16 protein-coding genes and 1 tRNA gene are annotated in these 13,782 nt (G+C 60.8%); 11 read left to right on the top strand and 6 right to left on the bottom strand.

Annotated elements, in window-relative coordinates:
• A complete protein-coding gene (locus G5315_RS12930; protein WP_042055615.1) occupies positions 1 to 432 on the top strand; it encodes a PAS domain-containing protein in 432 nt (143 codons plus the stop codon).
• 90 nt (positions 433 to 522) lie between these two features.
• On the opposite strand, the gene ltaE is transcribed toward G5315_RS12930, so the two are convergent.
• From ltaE to G5315_RS12915, 3 genes are all read right to left on the bottom strand, one after another.
• The gene (gene ltaE, locus G5315_RS12925) at positions 523 to 1,542 is read right to left on the bottom strand and encodes a low-specificity L-threonine aldolase (RefSeq protein ID WP_421333159.1); all 1,020 of its coding nucleotides are present in this window, start codon (positions 1,540 to 1,542) and stop codon (positions 523 to 525) included.
• Positions 1,543 to 1,654: 112 nt separating this feature from the next.
• On the bottom strand, positions 1,655 to 2,356 hold the full coding sequence (locus G5315_RS12920) for a short-chain dehydrogenase (protein WP_204477337.1): 702 nt from the start codon (positions 2,354 to 2,356) through the stop codon (positions 1,655 to 1,657).
• 87 nt (positions 2,357 to 2,443) lie between these two features.
• Positions 2,444 to 2,851 (bottom strand): helix-turn-helix domain-containing protein, encoded by a 408-nt coding sequence (locus G5315_RS12915; RefSeq protein WP_204477339.1) that lies wholly within the window; start codon positions 2,849 to 2,851, stop codon positions 2,444 to 2,446.
• Positions 2,852 to 2,998: 147 nt separating this feature from the next.
• On the opposite strand from G5315_RS12915, the gene G5315_RS12910 reads away from it, so the two are divergent.
• Positions 2,999 to 3,898 carry an aldo/keto reductase gene (locus tag G5315_RS12910; RefSeq protein ID WP_421333158.1) on the top strand — a complete coding sequence of 300 codons (900 nt, stop codon included), beginning with the start codon at positions 2,999 to 3,001 and terminating at the stop codon, positions 3,896 to 3,898.
• 71 nt (positions 3,899 to 3,969) lie between these two features.
• Here G5315_RS12910 and G5315_RS12905 read toward each other — a convergent pair whose 3' ends face one another.
• Positions 3,970 to 4,251, bottom strand: coding sequence for an RNA recognition motif domain-containing protein (locus tag G5315_RS12905; RefSeq protein WP_005337180.1), 282 nt, complete (start codon positions 4,249 to 4,251; stop codon positions 3,970 to 3,972).
• A 216-nt stretch (positions 4,252 to 4,467) separates the two neighbouring features.
• A complete protein-coding gene (locus G5315_RS12900) occupies positions 4,468 to 5,010 on the bottom strand; it encodes a hypothetical protein (RefSeq protein WP_216978991.1) in 543 nt (180 codons plus the stop codon).
• A 106-nt stretch (positions 5,011 to 5,116) separates the two neighbouring features.
• Between G5315_RS12900 and G5315_RS12895 the strand changes: the two genes are divergently transcribed.
• The 9 genes from G5315_RS12895 (at position 5,117) to G5315_RS12855 (ending at position 11,406) form a co-directional block, all read left to right on the top strand.
• On the top strand, positions 5,117 to 5,887 hold the full coding sequence (locus G5315_RS12895; protein ID WP_019444712.1) for an amino acid ABC transporter ATP-binding protein: 771 nt from the start codon (positions 5,117 to 5,119) through the stop codon (positions 5,885 to 5,887).
• Positions 5,880 to 6,677 (top strand): amino acid ABC transporter permease, encoded by a 798-nt coding sequence (locus G5315_RS12890; RefSeq protein WP_421333157.1) that lies wholly within the window; start codon positions 5,880 to 5,882, stop codon positions 6,675 to 6,677. The genes G5315_RS12895 and G5315_RS12890 overlap by 8 nt, the downstream gene beginning before the upstream one ends.
• A 2-nt stretch (positions 6,678 to 6,679) precedes the next feature.
• Positions 6,680 to 7,501, top strand: a complete 822-nt coding sequence (locus tag G5315_RS12885; RefSeq protein WP_019444714.1) for a transporter substrate-binding domain-containing protein — start codon at positions 6,680 to 6,682, stop codon at positions 7,499 to 7,501.
• Entirely contained in the window at positions 7,501 to 8,406 is a 906-nt protein-coding gene (locus G5315_RS12880) for an amino acid ABC transporter permease (protein ID WP_323935409.1), read from the top strand. Before G5315_RS12885 ends, G5315_RS12880 begins: the two co-directional genes overlap by 1 nt.
• Positions 8,400 to 9,137 carry a penicillin-insensitive murein endopeptidase gene (gene mepA / locus G5315_RS12875; RefSeq protein WP_227342556.1) on the top strand — a complete coding sequence of 246 codons (738 nt, stop codon included), beginning with the start codon at positions 8,400 to 8,402 and terminating at the stop codon, positions 9,135 to 9,137. The genes G5315_RS12880 and mepA overlap by 7 nt, the downstream gene beginning before the upstream one ends.
• Positions 9,138 to 9,222: 85 nt before the next feature.
• Complete coding sequence (locus G5315_RS12870; protein WP_005346564.1) at positions 9,223 to 9,813, top strand: LemA family protein; 591 nt, start codon at positions 9,223 to 9,225, stop codon at positions 9,811 to 9,813.
• The gene (locus G5315_RS12865) at positions 9,810 to 10,535 is read left to right on the top strand and encodes a TPM domain-containing protein (protein ID WP_227342552.1); all 726 of its coding nucleotides are present in this window, start codon (positions 9,810 to 9,812) and stop codon (positions 10,533 to 10,535) included. Before G5315_RS12870 ends, G5315_RS12865 begins: the two co-directional genes overlap by 4 nt.
• A gap of 20 nt (positions 10,536 to 10,555) precedes the next feature.
• Positions 10,556 to 11,173 carry a TPM domain-containing protein gene (locus G5315_RS12860; protein WP_005337196.1) on the top strand — a complete coding sequence of 206 codons (618 nt, stop codon included), beginning with the start codon at positions 10,556 to 10,558 and terminating at the stop codon, positions 11,171 to 11,173.
• Between the two features lie 145 nt (positions 11,174 to 11,318).
• Positions 11,319 to 11,406: transfer RNA gene (locus G5315_RS12855), tRNA-Ser, on the top strand.
• 449 nt (positions 11,407 to 11,855) lie between these two features.
• Here the strand turns inward: G5315_RS12855 and G5315_RS12850 are convergent.
• Positions 11,856 to 13,751, bottom strand: a complete 1,896-nt coding sequence (locus G5315_RS12850) for a DEAD/DEAH box helicase (RefSeq protein WP_199258754.1) — start codon at positions 13,749 to 13,751, stop codon at positions 11,856 to 11,858.
• Positions 13,752 to 13,782: the final 31 nt, after the last annotated feature.

Genomic DNA, 13,782 nt, shown 5'->3' with positions numbered 1-13,782 from the left:
ATGGAAATCCGTGAATTTCATTGGTTGATGAACATAGTCCAGAACCTGGACGTAGGCTTGGTGGTGCTTGACAAGGAGTACAAGATACAGGTGTGGAACGGCTTTATGGAGAGCCACAGCGGCCGACTGGCCAGTGACGTGCGCGATGGCCTACTGTTCGAGCTCTTCCCCGATGTGGACAGAGCCTGGTTCGAGCGCAAGGCCAACATGGTCTTCAAGCTCAACAACCGCGCCTTCAGCACCTGGGAACAGAAGCCCTACCTGCTGCGTTTCTCCAACTATCGCCCCATTACCGGCTCGGCCCCCCACATGTTCCAGAACCTGACGCTGGTACCACTGGCCGATTTCGGCGGTCAGGTGACCCATATCGCGGTGATGATCTACGACGCCACCGATGAGGCCATGCTGATGAGCGGCCAGCGGCAGGCTTAAGTTTGCTGCAAACAACAGAGGGCGCCGCGGCGCCCTCTGTTGTTTCGGTATCAACAAATATCGGGATAACGGCTACATCACCAAGCCGTCTCAACGCGCCCCGAGATACTCGGTGAAAGCGTCGATAACCTCTTCAATATCGTCATCGTTGATCTGCAGATGGGTCACCAGTCGCAGCTCACCGTAACCGGAAAAGAGGATCCCCCGCTCCTTCATAAAGGCCAGCAGAGGGGCTGATTCCCCCTCACGCAGTCGCAGAAACACCATATTGCTCTGCACCAGCGAGAGGTCGAGTTCGATGCCAGGCAGTGCAGCCAACCCTTCGGCCAGCCGCTTGGCACGGCGGTGATCATCGGCCAGACGGGTCACGTGCTGCTCGAGGGCAAACAGACCGGCTTGCGCCAGAATGCCCGCCTGGCGCATGCCGCCCCCCAGCATCTTGCGCTGTCGGCGCGCACGGGCGATGAAGTCGTGACTGCCCACCAGCAGCGAGCCCACCGGTGCGCCCAACCCCTTGGAGAGACAAATCGAGATGCTGTCAAATGGCGCGGCGATCACCTCGACCGGGGTCTCGCTGGCCACGGCGGCGTTAAAAAGCCGTGCGCCATCGAGATGGAGCTTCAAGCCACGTTCAGCAACAAATGCCCCCATCTCTTGCAGATAGGGGAGCGGCAGCACCTTGCCGTTGTGGGTGTTCTCAAGACAGATGAGGCGAGTCTGGACGAAGTGGGCATCATCAGGGGCCAGCTCGGCCTTGATATCATCGAATGCCAGCGTGCCGTCGCGTTGCATCGGCAAGGGTTGCAGGGCCACGGAGCCCAGCACGGCACTCCCCTGCGCTTCGTAGCGATAGATGTGAGCGGCGTTGCCGAGGATGGCACCCTCACCACGATGACAATGGCTCATCACCGCCAACAGGTTGGACATGGTGCCCGATGGCACAAACAGCGCCGCCTGTTTGCCCAGCAATCTGGCCCCATGGGCCTCCAGCGCGTTGACGCCCGGATCTTCACCATAGACATCGTCACCGACTTCGGCGTGGAGCATGGCTTGACGCATGGCGTCAGTAGGCTGGGTGACGGTGTCACTTCGTAAATCGATATAGCGCATGAGATCCCTCCTGAAACAGGAGAGTGACGTTAGCCATGCGCCCCTCGCTTGGCAAGGGGCGCATGAGCAGAATGTGAAGCCAATAGACGTCCATAGAACCCGCAGGCGGGATTTACCAAGGCAGCGGCTGACCGTTGAGATCCAGTAGCTGACCCGATTGGGTCAACGATAACCCCTTGATGAGATTGAGCAGTTTCACCGCCACCTCGGCAGGCTCCTGCAATTGCTCCGCAGGCAACTCACTCAGAAAGGGGGTGTTCATCGGGGAGTCCATCAAGCCGGGCGCCACCGCCACCACCCCCGCTTGCGGGAAACGTTGCGCCCACTCGAGGGCCAGAGTTTTCACCCCCATGTCGAGGGCCGCCTTGCTCATCCGGTAGCTGTAACGCCCCCCCTCCAGATTGGAGGTGATGGAGCCCGCCAGATCAGAGATGGCACACAACCACAGCGGATGGTCATTGCCCATCAACCGACTGAAACGGGCAGCCAGCGCCAGTGTTGGCCAGGCATTGGCCAGCAGGCTGTCGCACAGCCACTTGGGGTGCACCTCTTCGATCCGCCGCTCCGGCATAAAGCTGACATCGTGCAACAGGCCGATGGTGTTGATTACCACAGTGGGAAGCGGATCGGTGTCGTAGAGGGTAAACAGGGCGTCGAACGAGATGGCGTCCACCTCTTGCAGCGGGAAGAAAGCCCCCATCTCGATCCCTTTTGGATAGGTGCGCCCGGCCAGAAGGAAGGACTCCCCCCTTGCCATCAGCTCTCTTGCCAGCGCCGAGCCCAGCGCACCACTTCCGAGGATCAAGTAGCTCATCGCCCATTCCATGGAGAGTTATCTTGCTTAGAGCGTATCAGAATAATCAACCGGCCGTGACACGACCAAAGGGTAATATGCCCCTCATCACGCTTCCCCCAGATGGCGACCAAACTCCCGCGCCAGCGCCAAGTCGAGAAAACCGTCTGCTTTCTTGTGGGTGCGCAAAAACTGGTAATAGGCGAGCAGGGTGACCAGTGCCTCCTTATCGGGCAGCCCCACCCCGGGTTGCTGCTCGCCCAGCAGTAGCTGCGCCGCTGCCAGCGCCTCCCTGTCTACCACTTCCGCCTGACGGTAGAGATAACCGCAGCCGGTTGCCAGCCACTCCAGCGAGCAGTTGGCCCCCATGGCGATCTGGTTGGCCCGCGCCAGGCCGGGCTCGGCCCCTTTCAAATATTTGCGGATCAGCGCTTCACTGAGCCCTACCTTGCGGGCAAACGCGCTCACGCTCATCTCCCCGATCAGGCTCTGCAAGCGCTCGGCAAATCCTTCCATCCAACTCTCTCTCCTACTCTGCGATCAGAACCAAAGTTCGAATCATGCCACTGCCCATTATTGCTTTGCCAGCCACATGAGGCCAAGATGCCCGCAGTCATCTATGTTGCACATCGTTTTCGCATCGTGTTTTTCAAGGAGTCAACCATGTCTGTATCCCGTGTCGCCCTGCATCAGCAAGGCCCCACCTTCTCTCGCCTCATCATGGGTTACTGGCGCCTGATGGAGTGGCAGGTCTCTCCGGCCGCTCTGCTCGATCTGATGAAATATCATCTGGATCTGGGGGTCACCACCATCGATCACGCCGATATCTATGGTGGCTACCAGTGCGAAGAGGCCTTTGGTCACGCCCTACGCCTCGAGCCTTCCCTGCGCAGCCGGATGGAGATCGTCACCAAGTGCGGTATCGCCCTCACCGCCAAGCCGGAGCATGCTCTCAACCACTACAACACCGGCAAGGACCATATCATCGCCAGCGCCGAAGCCTCGCTGCGCAAGCTCGGCACCGACCATCTGGACCTGCTGCTGATCCACCGCCCGGATCCCCTGATGAACGCAGATGAAGTGGCCGACGCCTTTATCACCCTGAAACAGGCGGGCAAGATCAAGCACGCCGGGGTATCCAACTTCACCGCCCGACAGTTCGAGCTGCTGCAATCGCGCCTCCCCTTCCCGCTGGTCACCAACCAACTGGAGATCTCGCCGCTCCATCAGGAAGGGACCCTCGATGGTACCCTGGATCAGTGCCAGCAGCTTGGCATCAAGCCGATGGCCTGGTCATGTCTCGGCGGCGGCCGACTGTTCAGCGATGACGCCTATGCCCCGCTGCGTGCCGAACTGGAGCAGATCCGTCAGGAAGTGGGCGCCCAAACTATCGAGCAGGTGGTCTACGCCTGGGTAATGATGCTGCCAAGCCAGCCGCTGCCATTGATTGGCTCCGGCAAACGGGAGCGGATTGCTGCCGCCGTGGCCGCCGAATCTGTCGAGCTTAACCGCCAGCAGTGGTTCCGCATCCGCAAGGCGGCGCTCGGTTACGACGTCCCCTGATAACAGCAAAACGTCCAGAAACAAAAACGGCATGGGGGAAACCCATGCCGTTTTTTTATTGCCGAGGTACCTTAGCGGTGGCGCTGTTGCGGGCGACCACGGGGAGCATCTGTCTTCGGTTTGGCCTGGTTGACGGTGATGGTACGGCCACCGACTTCTGTGCCATGCAGACCAGCGATGGCCTTTTCGGCATCACCATTGACCGGCATTTCAATAAAACCAAACCCCTTTGACTGGCCGGTATCGCGGTCGATGATGATATCAACCTTGTCGACCTGTCCAAACTGGCTGAACAGGGTTTTCAGTTCGTCGGCCGTCATCCGGTACGACAGATTTCCTACGTAAATCTTCATGCCATCCACTCTCGATTCAAGGTGCCTTCTCTATGCAATTCCCAGCATAACGGTAAGGGCACAACCCCTATGCCGGACCTGCCATGGCTTCATGCCGTGGCCTTCTCCACACTGTCGTCAAGTGATTGATCTCTTGGGTTAACAGTGCAGACAAGATCAATTCGAGTCACTGGCAGTATCTGAGCTTTGTCGGGAATTGTCGAGAAAATAGTCGACTCAGGCCGCTTGCAGATCTGACAACCGTTGCGCCAGCATCCGGCGACCGTGCCAGGCCCGTTTAAAGCCGAAGCGATAGACAGACGGGCTCACCAGATGCAGCTCCCCCGCCTTGAGATCCAGCAAGGCCATGGCCGCCGCCAGCTCCTCTTCACTCAGCTGCAGATCGAGGCTGAAGTCGAGCCACTGGCCGTCGTGACCCACTCGCCGCTCCCGTTCAAGCGCCACCAGCTGGTTGCGGGGCAGCGCCAGCGCCTCATCCTTGTTGCCATTGAGCAGATAGATATGCTGTTCGTCCCACCCCAGCTCCGCCAGGCGCCAGGGCTGCCAGCTGCGGGGCAGCGAAACCATGATCCCGGTGATGCCACCAAAGACCACGCCCACCCAGTTGAGCAGCGCCATGGCGCCCCAGCCATCCCACAAGGAGGCCGCCACCACGCCCCAACTCACCAGCAACAGCAGAAAAATGACGCAGCGATAGCGCACCGCTGGCGGCATCAACAGCTGCACCTGCGAACCGGCAAGCAAGGATGTAATACGCATGAAAAGCTCCTGTCATCACGAAATGGCGTCATTGTGAATAGCCATCAGGATGCTGACAAGGGGGTTTTCTTTGTCATCCCCCTATAAAATCAATACCATGGCGTAAATGATTCTCAGTGGAACCCGCTTCTTGACCAGCTCGCAACCCTGTGTGCGCTTTTGTGGCGTCGACAAATTCTATGGCGATTTTCAGGCTCTTCATCACATCGATCTCACTATTGAACGGGGAGAGAAGTGGGTCATCTGTGGCCCGTCAGGCTCGGGAAAATCGACCCTGATCCGCACCATCAACGGGCTGGAGGGGATCGACGACGGCCAGCTGTTCCTGTTTGGCGAGCCGGTGACCCCCGCCTACCTGCGTCGCCTGCAAGGCCGGGTCGGCATGGTGTTTCAGCAGTTCAACCTCTTCCCCCATATGACGGTGCTGGAAAACCTGATGGTGGCGCCGGTGCATACCCTGGGGTTGCGCCCTCAGGAGGCCAAAGCCCGGGCGCTCGGACTGCTCGAGCGGGTGCGCATTCAGGCGCAGGCCGACAAGTACCCCCACCAGCTCTCCGGCGGCCAGCAGCAGCGGGTCGCCATCGCCCGCTCCCTCTGCATGCAACCCGAGCTGATGCTGTTTGACGAGCCCACCTCCGCCCTCGACCCCGAGATGATCCGCGAAGTGCTCGATGTAATCCGCGAGCTGGCTGACGAGGGGATGACCCTGATCTGCGTCACCCACGAGATGGGCTTTGCCCGTCAGGTGGCGGATCGGGTGCTCTTTATGGATGAGGGGAAAATCATCGAGTCAGCCCCGCCCGCCCAGCTGTTCAACGCCCCCCGGCACCCGCGAACCCGGGCCTTCCTCGAACAGGTGCTTAGCTATCATGGCTAGGCTCAATCGCCCCCGCCTGCTTGGCTGGCTGTCGGGCACTGTGATGCTCTCTGCGCTACTGGGCTGGGCGCTCTATAGCGGCGCTCGCCAGATGGGCTATGAGTGGCAGTGGCCGCGGGTGTTGCCCTTTCTCGGCGAGTGGGATGAGGGAACCTTTTATGCCGGCCCCTTGCTAAACGGCCTGCTGGTCACTTTGCAGGTGGCGCTGCTCAGCCTGTTGGGCACTCTGGCGGTCGGGGTGTGCGTGGTCAGCCTGCGGCTGCTCCCCTCCCGGCTCGGCCCATGGCTCGCCATCGCTTATCTGGCGCTGGTGCGCACCACGCCCCAGCTGGTGCAGCTCTATATTCTCTATTTCTTGCTGGGCCCCATGCTGGGATTGGCCCCCCTTGCCTGCGCCGTGTTGAGCCTCTCCCTCTATCAGGGCGCTTTCACCGCCGAAGTGCTGCGTGCAGGCGTACAGGCCATTCCCAAAGGACAGTGGGAGGCAGCCCAGTCGCTTGGCTTGTCGCGAACCATCACCCTGCGCAAGGTGATCCTGCCCCAGCTGGTGCGCATCACCTTGCCGCCGCTCACCAACGAGCTGGTCTCCCTTATCAAACATTCGGCGCTGGTGAGTGTGATCGCCATCTTCGATCTGACCAACGAAGGGCGTACTCTGGTTGCCGATACGTTTCTGACCTTTGAGGTGTGGTTTACCGTAGCTGCCCTCTATTTGCTGTTAACCCTGACGCTGTCAACCTGTTCGCGGGCACTGGCCCGTCACCTGAATCCGGATCAACAAGGACGCTAACCATGAATCTGTCATTCAAGACCACCCTGTCGGGCGCAGCCCTGCTGCTGGCAAGCCTGCTCACTCCGGCACTGGCAGAAACTGCCCCCTCCGACACCCAGGCGCAGATCGAGCAGAGCGGTACCCTGCGGGTCGGCATGTCCACCTTCGCACCCTGGGCGATGCGCGACAAGCAGGGGGCCCTGATCGGTTTCGAGATTGACGTGGCCCGTCGCCTCGCCACAGATAACGGCTGGCAGGTAGAGTTCGTGCCTACCGCCTGGGATGGCATCATCCCCTCCCTGTTGGCGAAAAAATATGACGTCATCATCGGCGGCCTCACCATCACCCCCGAGCGGGAGAAGAGCGTGCGCTTCACCCAGGCCTACTCCCATTCGGGGGTGCAGCTGGCCGCCTCCAGCACCCTGGCCAAAGAGAAGAAAACCGTGGCGGACTTCAACCAGCGCGGGGTGATCCTGGCGGTACGTCGTGGCGCCTCACCGGTACAGGTGGCAAAAGAACACTTCCCCAAGGCCACCCTGCGCCAGTTCGATGACGAGTCACAGGTATTTCAGGAGGTGCTGAACGGCCGCGCCCACGGCGCCCTCTCCTCTTCCCCGAAACCCGAGCAAGAGGCGCTGCGCCACCCGGATGCCCTCTTTATGCCGTTTGCCGAGCCGTTGGCACAAGGCGATGAAGGCTTTGCCCTGCGCAAGGGGGATGATGCCCTGGCTGAGCAGTTCAACGAGTGGATCGCCGCCCGTCAGGCCGATGGCTGGCTCAAGGCGCGCCATGACTACTGGTTCAAGTCGCTGGCATGGGAAGCGCAGGTCGCCAATCCCTGATGCTGATGGCCCTCAAACAGACCATCCGGCGCATCGTCCGGGAGCCATGTCGGAACATCAACTGGCTGGATGGGGCGATCGCCCTGATCCTGCTGCTGGCTGGCCTCTGGCTGGCCAGCCGCTTGCACATCGGGGTGGCCTATCAGTGGCGCTGGCATGAGGCCTTCGATCTGCTGTTCACCCCAGGCCCTCACGGCGAGTTGCCCTACTTTTTCAGCGGTCTGCTCACTACCTTGCGCATCGCCCTGCTCGGCATGGTGCTGGCGCTGCTGCTCGGCACTGCGCTGGGGGTAGCCGCCTTCAGCCGCCGACCCTGGCTGGTGATGCCCGCGACCCTGTTTATCCAGCTGATCCGCAATCTGCCGCCGCTGGTCTTTATCTTCATCTTCTACTTCTTTATCGCCAACCAGCTGCTGCCTGCAAGCGGCCTCTCCCGCTGGCTCGGCACCGTATCACTCTCCCCGTGGCAAGAGGCGCTGTTTGGCCCACCAGCCCGCTGGGAGAACCTCATCTCAGGCACCCTCTGCGTTGGCATGATCAGCGCAGCCTTCGTCGCCGAGATCGTCCGCGCCGGGCTGGCCGCCATCCCCCGTGGCCAGTGGGAGGCGGCGCAGAGCCTCGGGCTCTCTCCCTGGGTGCGGCTGCGCCATGTGATCCTGCCGCAGGCCATGCTGCTGATGCTCCCCCCCCTCACCGGCCAGCTCATTGCGCTGGTGAAGGATACCGCCATCGTTTCCCTTATCTCGGTGCAGGAGCTCACCTTCGTCGGCACCGAGATGGCCAACTCCAGCGGACTGGTCTACGAGGTCTGGCTGCTGGTGGCCGCGGCCTATTTATTTATATGTTTGAGTCTGTTCGTATTGCTGAGCCGACTCGAAGCAAGACAAGGAGCACGCACATGCTGACGTCCCTGTTGCTGGCGACTGTCTTGCAAGCGGAAGCCATCGGTGGTTATGCCGCCGGGTGCCTGAAAAACGGCGTATCCCTGCCCCTTGAAGGGCCGGGTTATCAGGTGATCCGCACCAAGCGGCTACGCTACTACGGCCACCCCGACCTCATCCACTATCTGCAAGCGCTGGCCAACCAGACCCGCATGGCCGGGCTGCCGGATCTCTATATCGCCGATCTGGCGATGGCCCGTGGCGGCCCCTTTACCTCCGGCCATCGCAGCCATCAGACCGGACTTGATGCCGATATCTGGTTTCGCATGGCCAACCGCCCCATCAGCAAATGGGAGCAGGATGCCCCCAAGGAGTGGGCGCTGATCGACGAACCCAGCTACAAGATGTTACCGGGCCGCTTTGGCCCCCAGCAGCTCACCCTGCTGCGGCTTGCGGCCAGCAAACACGAGGTGGCCCGCATCTTCGTCAATCCGGTGATCAAATCCGCGGTCTGCCAACAGGCTGGTAACGAACCCTGGGTCGCCAAGCTACGCCCCTGGGTGGGCCACTTCAGCCACTTCCACGTGCGGCTGCGCTGCCCGGTGGGCAGCCCAGATTGCGAGCCCCAGGCTCCCATTCCGCCCGGCAATGGCTGTGGGGAAGAGCTGGCCTCCTGGCTCAAAGACAAGCCCCAGTTGCCCAAGGTCTCCGGCATCAACAAGCGACCTGAGCTACCTGCGCGTTGTGGCAACTGACCCCAAGCTGGTATGGTGGTGCACTCTTGGTCGTACACCATCCATGGCGCACTATCGACTCGAAATATCAAAGGAGAACAACAAGATGGCCACATCACTCTGGCGCAGAACCACGCAGAGCCTGTTGACCCTGACCCTGCTGCTCGGCCTGACCGGCTGCGGCATGAACAACATCCCGACCCTGGATGAGCAGGTTAAAGCAAGCTGGGGGCAGGTGGAGAACCAGTATCAGCGCCGCGCCGACCTCATTCCCAATCTGGTCGCCACCGTCAAGGGCTACGCCAGCCATGAGCAGGAGACCCTAAAGGCGGTCACCGATGCCCGCGCCCGGGTCGGCAGCGTGCAGGTGAGCGACCCTGCCCAGCTCAAGGAGTTTGAAGCGGCCCAGAACCAGCTCTCCAGCGCCCTCTCCCGCCTGATGGTGGTGGTAGAACGCTACCCCGAGCTGAAAGCGGATCAGCAGTTCCTTGCCCTGCAGGCCCAATTGGAAGGAACCGAGAACCGCATCTCGGTGGCTCGCCGCGACTATATCGAGGCGGTGCGCCAGTTCAATACCGAGATCCGCACTTTCCCCGGCGTCATCTGGTCCAAGCTGCTCTACTCGGACCTGGAGGCCAAACCCAGTTTCAGTGCCAAACCCGGTGCCGATGAGGCGCCCAAGGTCAGCTTCCAATGAAGATGATGCTGCGCTGGTTTCTTCCCTGTCTGCTGCTCTGGGCCAGTGCCCTGCAAGCGGCACCGGACTTCCCGACGCTGAGCGGACGGGTGGTGGATGAAGCCAGTCTGATGTCCCGCAAACAGGCCCATCAACTGACCCAACAGCTGGCCGCCTTTGAAAAGCGCAGCGGTATCCAGCTGGTGGTGGTCTCTGTCGACAGCCTCGATGGGGAGACTATCGAGGAGTACGGCTACCAGCTCGGTCGCCACTGGGGGATCGGCCAGAAAGGCAAAAACAATGGCGTGCTGTTGCTGATCGCCCAGGATGAGCGCAAGGTGCGGATCGAGGTGGGATATGGGCTAGAAGGCGCCCTGCCCGACGCCATCGCCGCCAACATCATCCATGGCCGCATCCTGCCCGCCTTCAAACGCGGCGATATGGTGGCCGGGATCATGGCGGGCAGCCAGAGCATCATGAAGGCACTCGCCGGAGAGTATCAGCCGGTCGAGCAGCCGAAAAGTGACAACGGCGGCGGCCCCTTGCTGTTTATTCTGGTGGTGATTGCGATGATCGTGCTCCACAACCTGCGCGGCGGTGGTGGCGGTGGGCCAGGAGGACGACGTCGGTCGGCCTACATGGCCGGTGGATTGGGTGCCGGCTCCTTTGGTGGTCGCTCTGGCGGCGGATTCAGCGGTGGCGGCGGCAGTTTTGGCGGCGGCGGAGCCTCCGGTGGCTGGTAACAGGAGTAAAGAGACAAATCATGATTTCTAAACAGTTCTTCCACACGCTTCAGGCCAAGGTGCGCGAAGCGGAGCTAGAGACTGATGCTGAACTGGTCACCGTGCTGGCCCCGGCCAGCGATGGCTATCGCTACATTCCCACCCTCTGGGCGGCGCTGCTGGCGATGCTCACCCCGCTGCTGGTGTTCCAGCTCGGCTTCTGGCTCGGCTGGTACGAAATCCTGCTGGTGCAGTGGTCGGTCTGGCTGCTGCTGAGCCTGCTGTTCCACTGGACCCCCATCAAGATGCGGCTCATCCCGAAAAAGGTGCGCCAGCACCGGGCGGCCCTGATGGCTCGCCTGCAATTTGTCGAGCAAGGGCTGCACCGCACCCGCGACCGGCTCGGGGTGCTGATCTTCGTCTCGGCCGCCGAGCACTATGTAGAAATACTGGTGGATGACGGCATCGCCCAGCATATCGACAACGGCCAGTGGCAGGAGATCATCGACGACTTCGTGGCGCGAGTGCGCAACAAGGAGATCGAACAGGGTTTTCTGGAGTGCGTGGAGCGCGTTAGCGCCATTCTGACCGACGCCTTCCCGGCCACCCGGGATCAAAACGAGCTGCCGGACAGTCTGATCATCCTCGACAAGCCCTGATCCGGTTTAAAAAACCGGCATTCTGCACAAGGGTTAGGCATTCGGAAAAGATTATGAAAAATAAGGGGAAAAGAGGTTGACCCACACAGTCCTTTCCCCTAAATTACGCCCCGTTCCAGCGCAACAGCGCAGCGAACGAAAATTTGGTGAGGTGTCCGAGTGGCTGAAGGAGCACGCCTGGAAAGTGTGTATACGGCAACGTATCGAGGGTTCGAATCCCTCCCTCACCGCCAAATTTAAAAAAACCGACCTCAGGGTCGGTTTTTTGCTTTCCGGAAAACACAAACATCGGTGCCGACAACGGCAACAACGACAAAAACAGGTGAGCACTCTCGCCAGACCATCGCCTGTATGAGCAACACCTCCCCGGCACTTCCCATGGAGCAGCTGGTTGGGCATGGGCTTGCTCATCGCCTTGTGTCATTAGCCGGCATGCCCCCCTTTTCTAACGCTCTGCGACGGGTACCCAGCAAACCCCCCTCAGGGCGATGGTGAGGCATGCCACGTCGGCGTCATCTATCTCCTCGGCATGACAGCTTTATGGCAGCCTGAGCGCTCACCACAAGGTTCTGAGCACAGTTTTCCTGTTATCCTCGGCGCACCAGCACCTTACCGCCTCGCGAGAGGCTGGCACAAAAAAAGGCCGCTCAATGAGCGGCCTTCTTCATAACGGGATCAGCAATCAGCTTTCGCGGCGCTTGCCACCGAATTTGCGATCTTTGTTGAAACCACCTTCGCGGCGATCCTTGTTGAACGGACGGTCACCCTGCGGACGGCGATCCTTGTTGAAAGGACGGTCGCCACGGAACGGACGATCACCGCGCGGCGGACGGCTGCTGGTGTTGCCACCGGCCGGCACCTCGGTGTAGCGAGTGATCTGCAGCGGACGCTGGCAAACACGGGCTTTCTTGATCACTTCCAGCACATCGGCGCTAATGCCCTTGGGCAGGTCAACGGTGGAGAAGTCGTCAGCGATGTCGATGTTGCCGATGAAGCGGCTCTCGATGTTCGCTTCGTTGGCGATGGCGCCCACGATCTGGCCCGGCTTGACACCGTGATGGGCACCCACGTCTACGCGGTAACGCTCCATCTCCACGTCCGGGTTGTCTTTCAGCGGACGCGGCTCCAGGGACGGCATGCGACGGGCCGGACGATCGCCACGGTCACCGAAGTCACGACCGCCGCGATCGTTGAAGTCACGACGCTCGAAGCCACCACGATCGTTGCTGTTGTTGAACAGCGGATCCGGGATGGAGTCATCCAGCAGCAGCGGTTGGTCGCCCTGTACCAGCTTGGCCAGTGCAGCAGCCAGCTCCAGCGGATCGGCAGAATCTTCTTCGATCAGCTCGTTTACCAGGTTGTGGTAGATCTCGAGCTCTTCGCCCATCATGGTTTCGCGGATGCGCTCTTTGAACTTGGCCAGACGGTGCTGGTTGATGTCCTCGGTGCTCGGCATCTTCATCGGCTCGATGGCCTGACGGGTTGCGTGCTCGATGGCGCGCAGCATGCGGCGCTCGCGCGGAGCCACGAACAGGATGGCCTCGCCCTTGCGACCGGCACGACCGGTACGACCGATACGGTGAACGTAAGATTCGGTGTCGTACGGAATGTCGTAGTTCACTACGTGAGTGATGCGCTCAACGTCCAGACCACGGGCAACCACGTCGGTGGCGATCAGGATGTCCAGCTGGCCCTGACGCAGTTTGTCGACGGTACGCTCACGCAGTTTCTGCGGGATGTCGCCGTGCAGCGCTTCACAGGCGTGACCACGGGCGGCCAGCTTGCCAGCCAGCTCTTCAGCAGCGTTCTTGGTACGTACGAATACCAGCAGGGCTTCGTAGGATTCCACTTCCAGCAGGCGGGTCATGGCGTCCAGCTTGTGCAGACCGGTTACCTGCCAGTAACGCTGGCGAATAGTGGTAGCGGTAGCAGTCTTGGAGGCGATCTTGATCTCTTTGGGCTGCTTCAGGTGCTTCTGGGCCACGCGACGGATCTGCTCCGGCATGGTGGCAGAGAACAGAGCAACCTGACGAGAGCTCGGGCACTGCTCCATGATCCAGTCCACGTCGTCGATGAAGCCCATACGCAGCATTTCATCAGCTTCGTCCAGTACCAGAGCTTTCAGGCCGGAGAGATCCAGGTTCTTGCGACGGATCAGATCCATCACGCGGCCCGGAGTACCGACGACAACCTGGGCACCGCGACGCAGGGCGCGGGTCTGGGTTTCGTAGGAGGCACCACCGTAGATCGGCAGCACGTGGAAATCAGGCATGTGGTGGGCATAGCGTTGGCACGCTTCAGCCACCTGCAGCGCCAGTTCGCGGGTAGGCGCCAGCACCAAGATCTGGGTGTTGCGGTTACCAGCTTCCAGACGAGACAACAGAGGCAAGGCAAAAGCAGCGGTCTTCCCTGTACCGGTTTGCGCCTGCCCCAGCAGATCGTGTCCCGCCATCAGGTGGGGAATTGCTGCGGCCTGGATCGGTGACGGGCGCTCATAGCCCACGTCCTGCAGCGCTTTCAATACAGGCGCGGCCAGTCCAAGCTCACTAAAAAGGGGCAGTTGTTCGGTATCAGACATAGATTCTTCCAGATTAAGGCAGGCGGCTAAC

The sequence above is a fragment of the Aeromonas sp. 603607 genome, from assembly GCF_049171595.1.
GTDB lineage: Bacteria > Pseudomonadota > Gammaproteobacteria > Enterobacterales > Aeromonadaceae > Aeromonas > Aeromonas veronii.
This window is presented reverse-complemented; position numbering and strand designations above follow the sequence as displayed.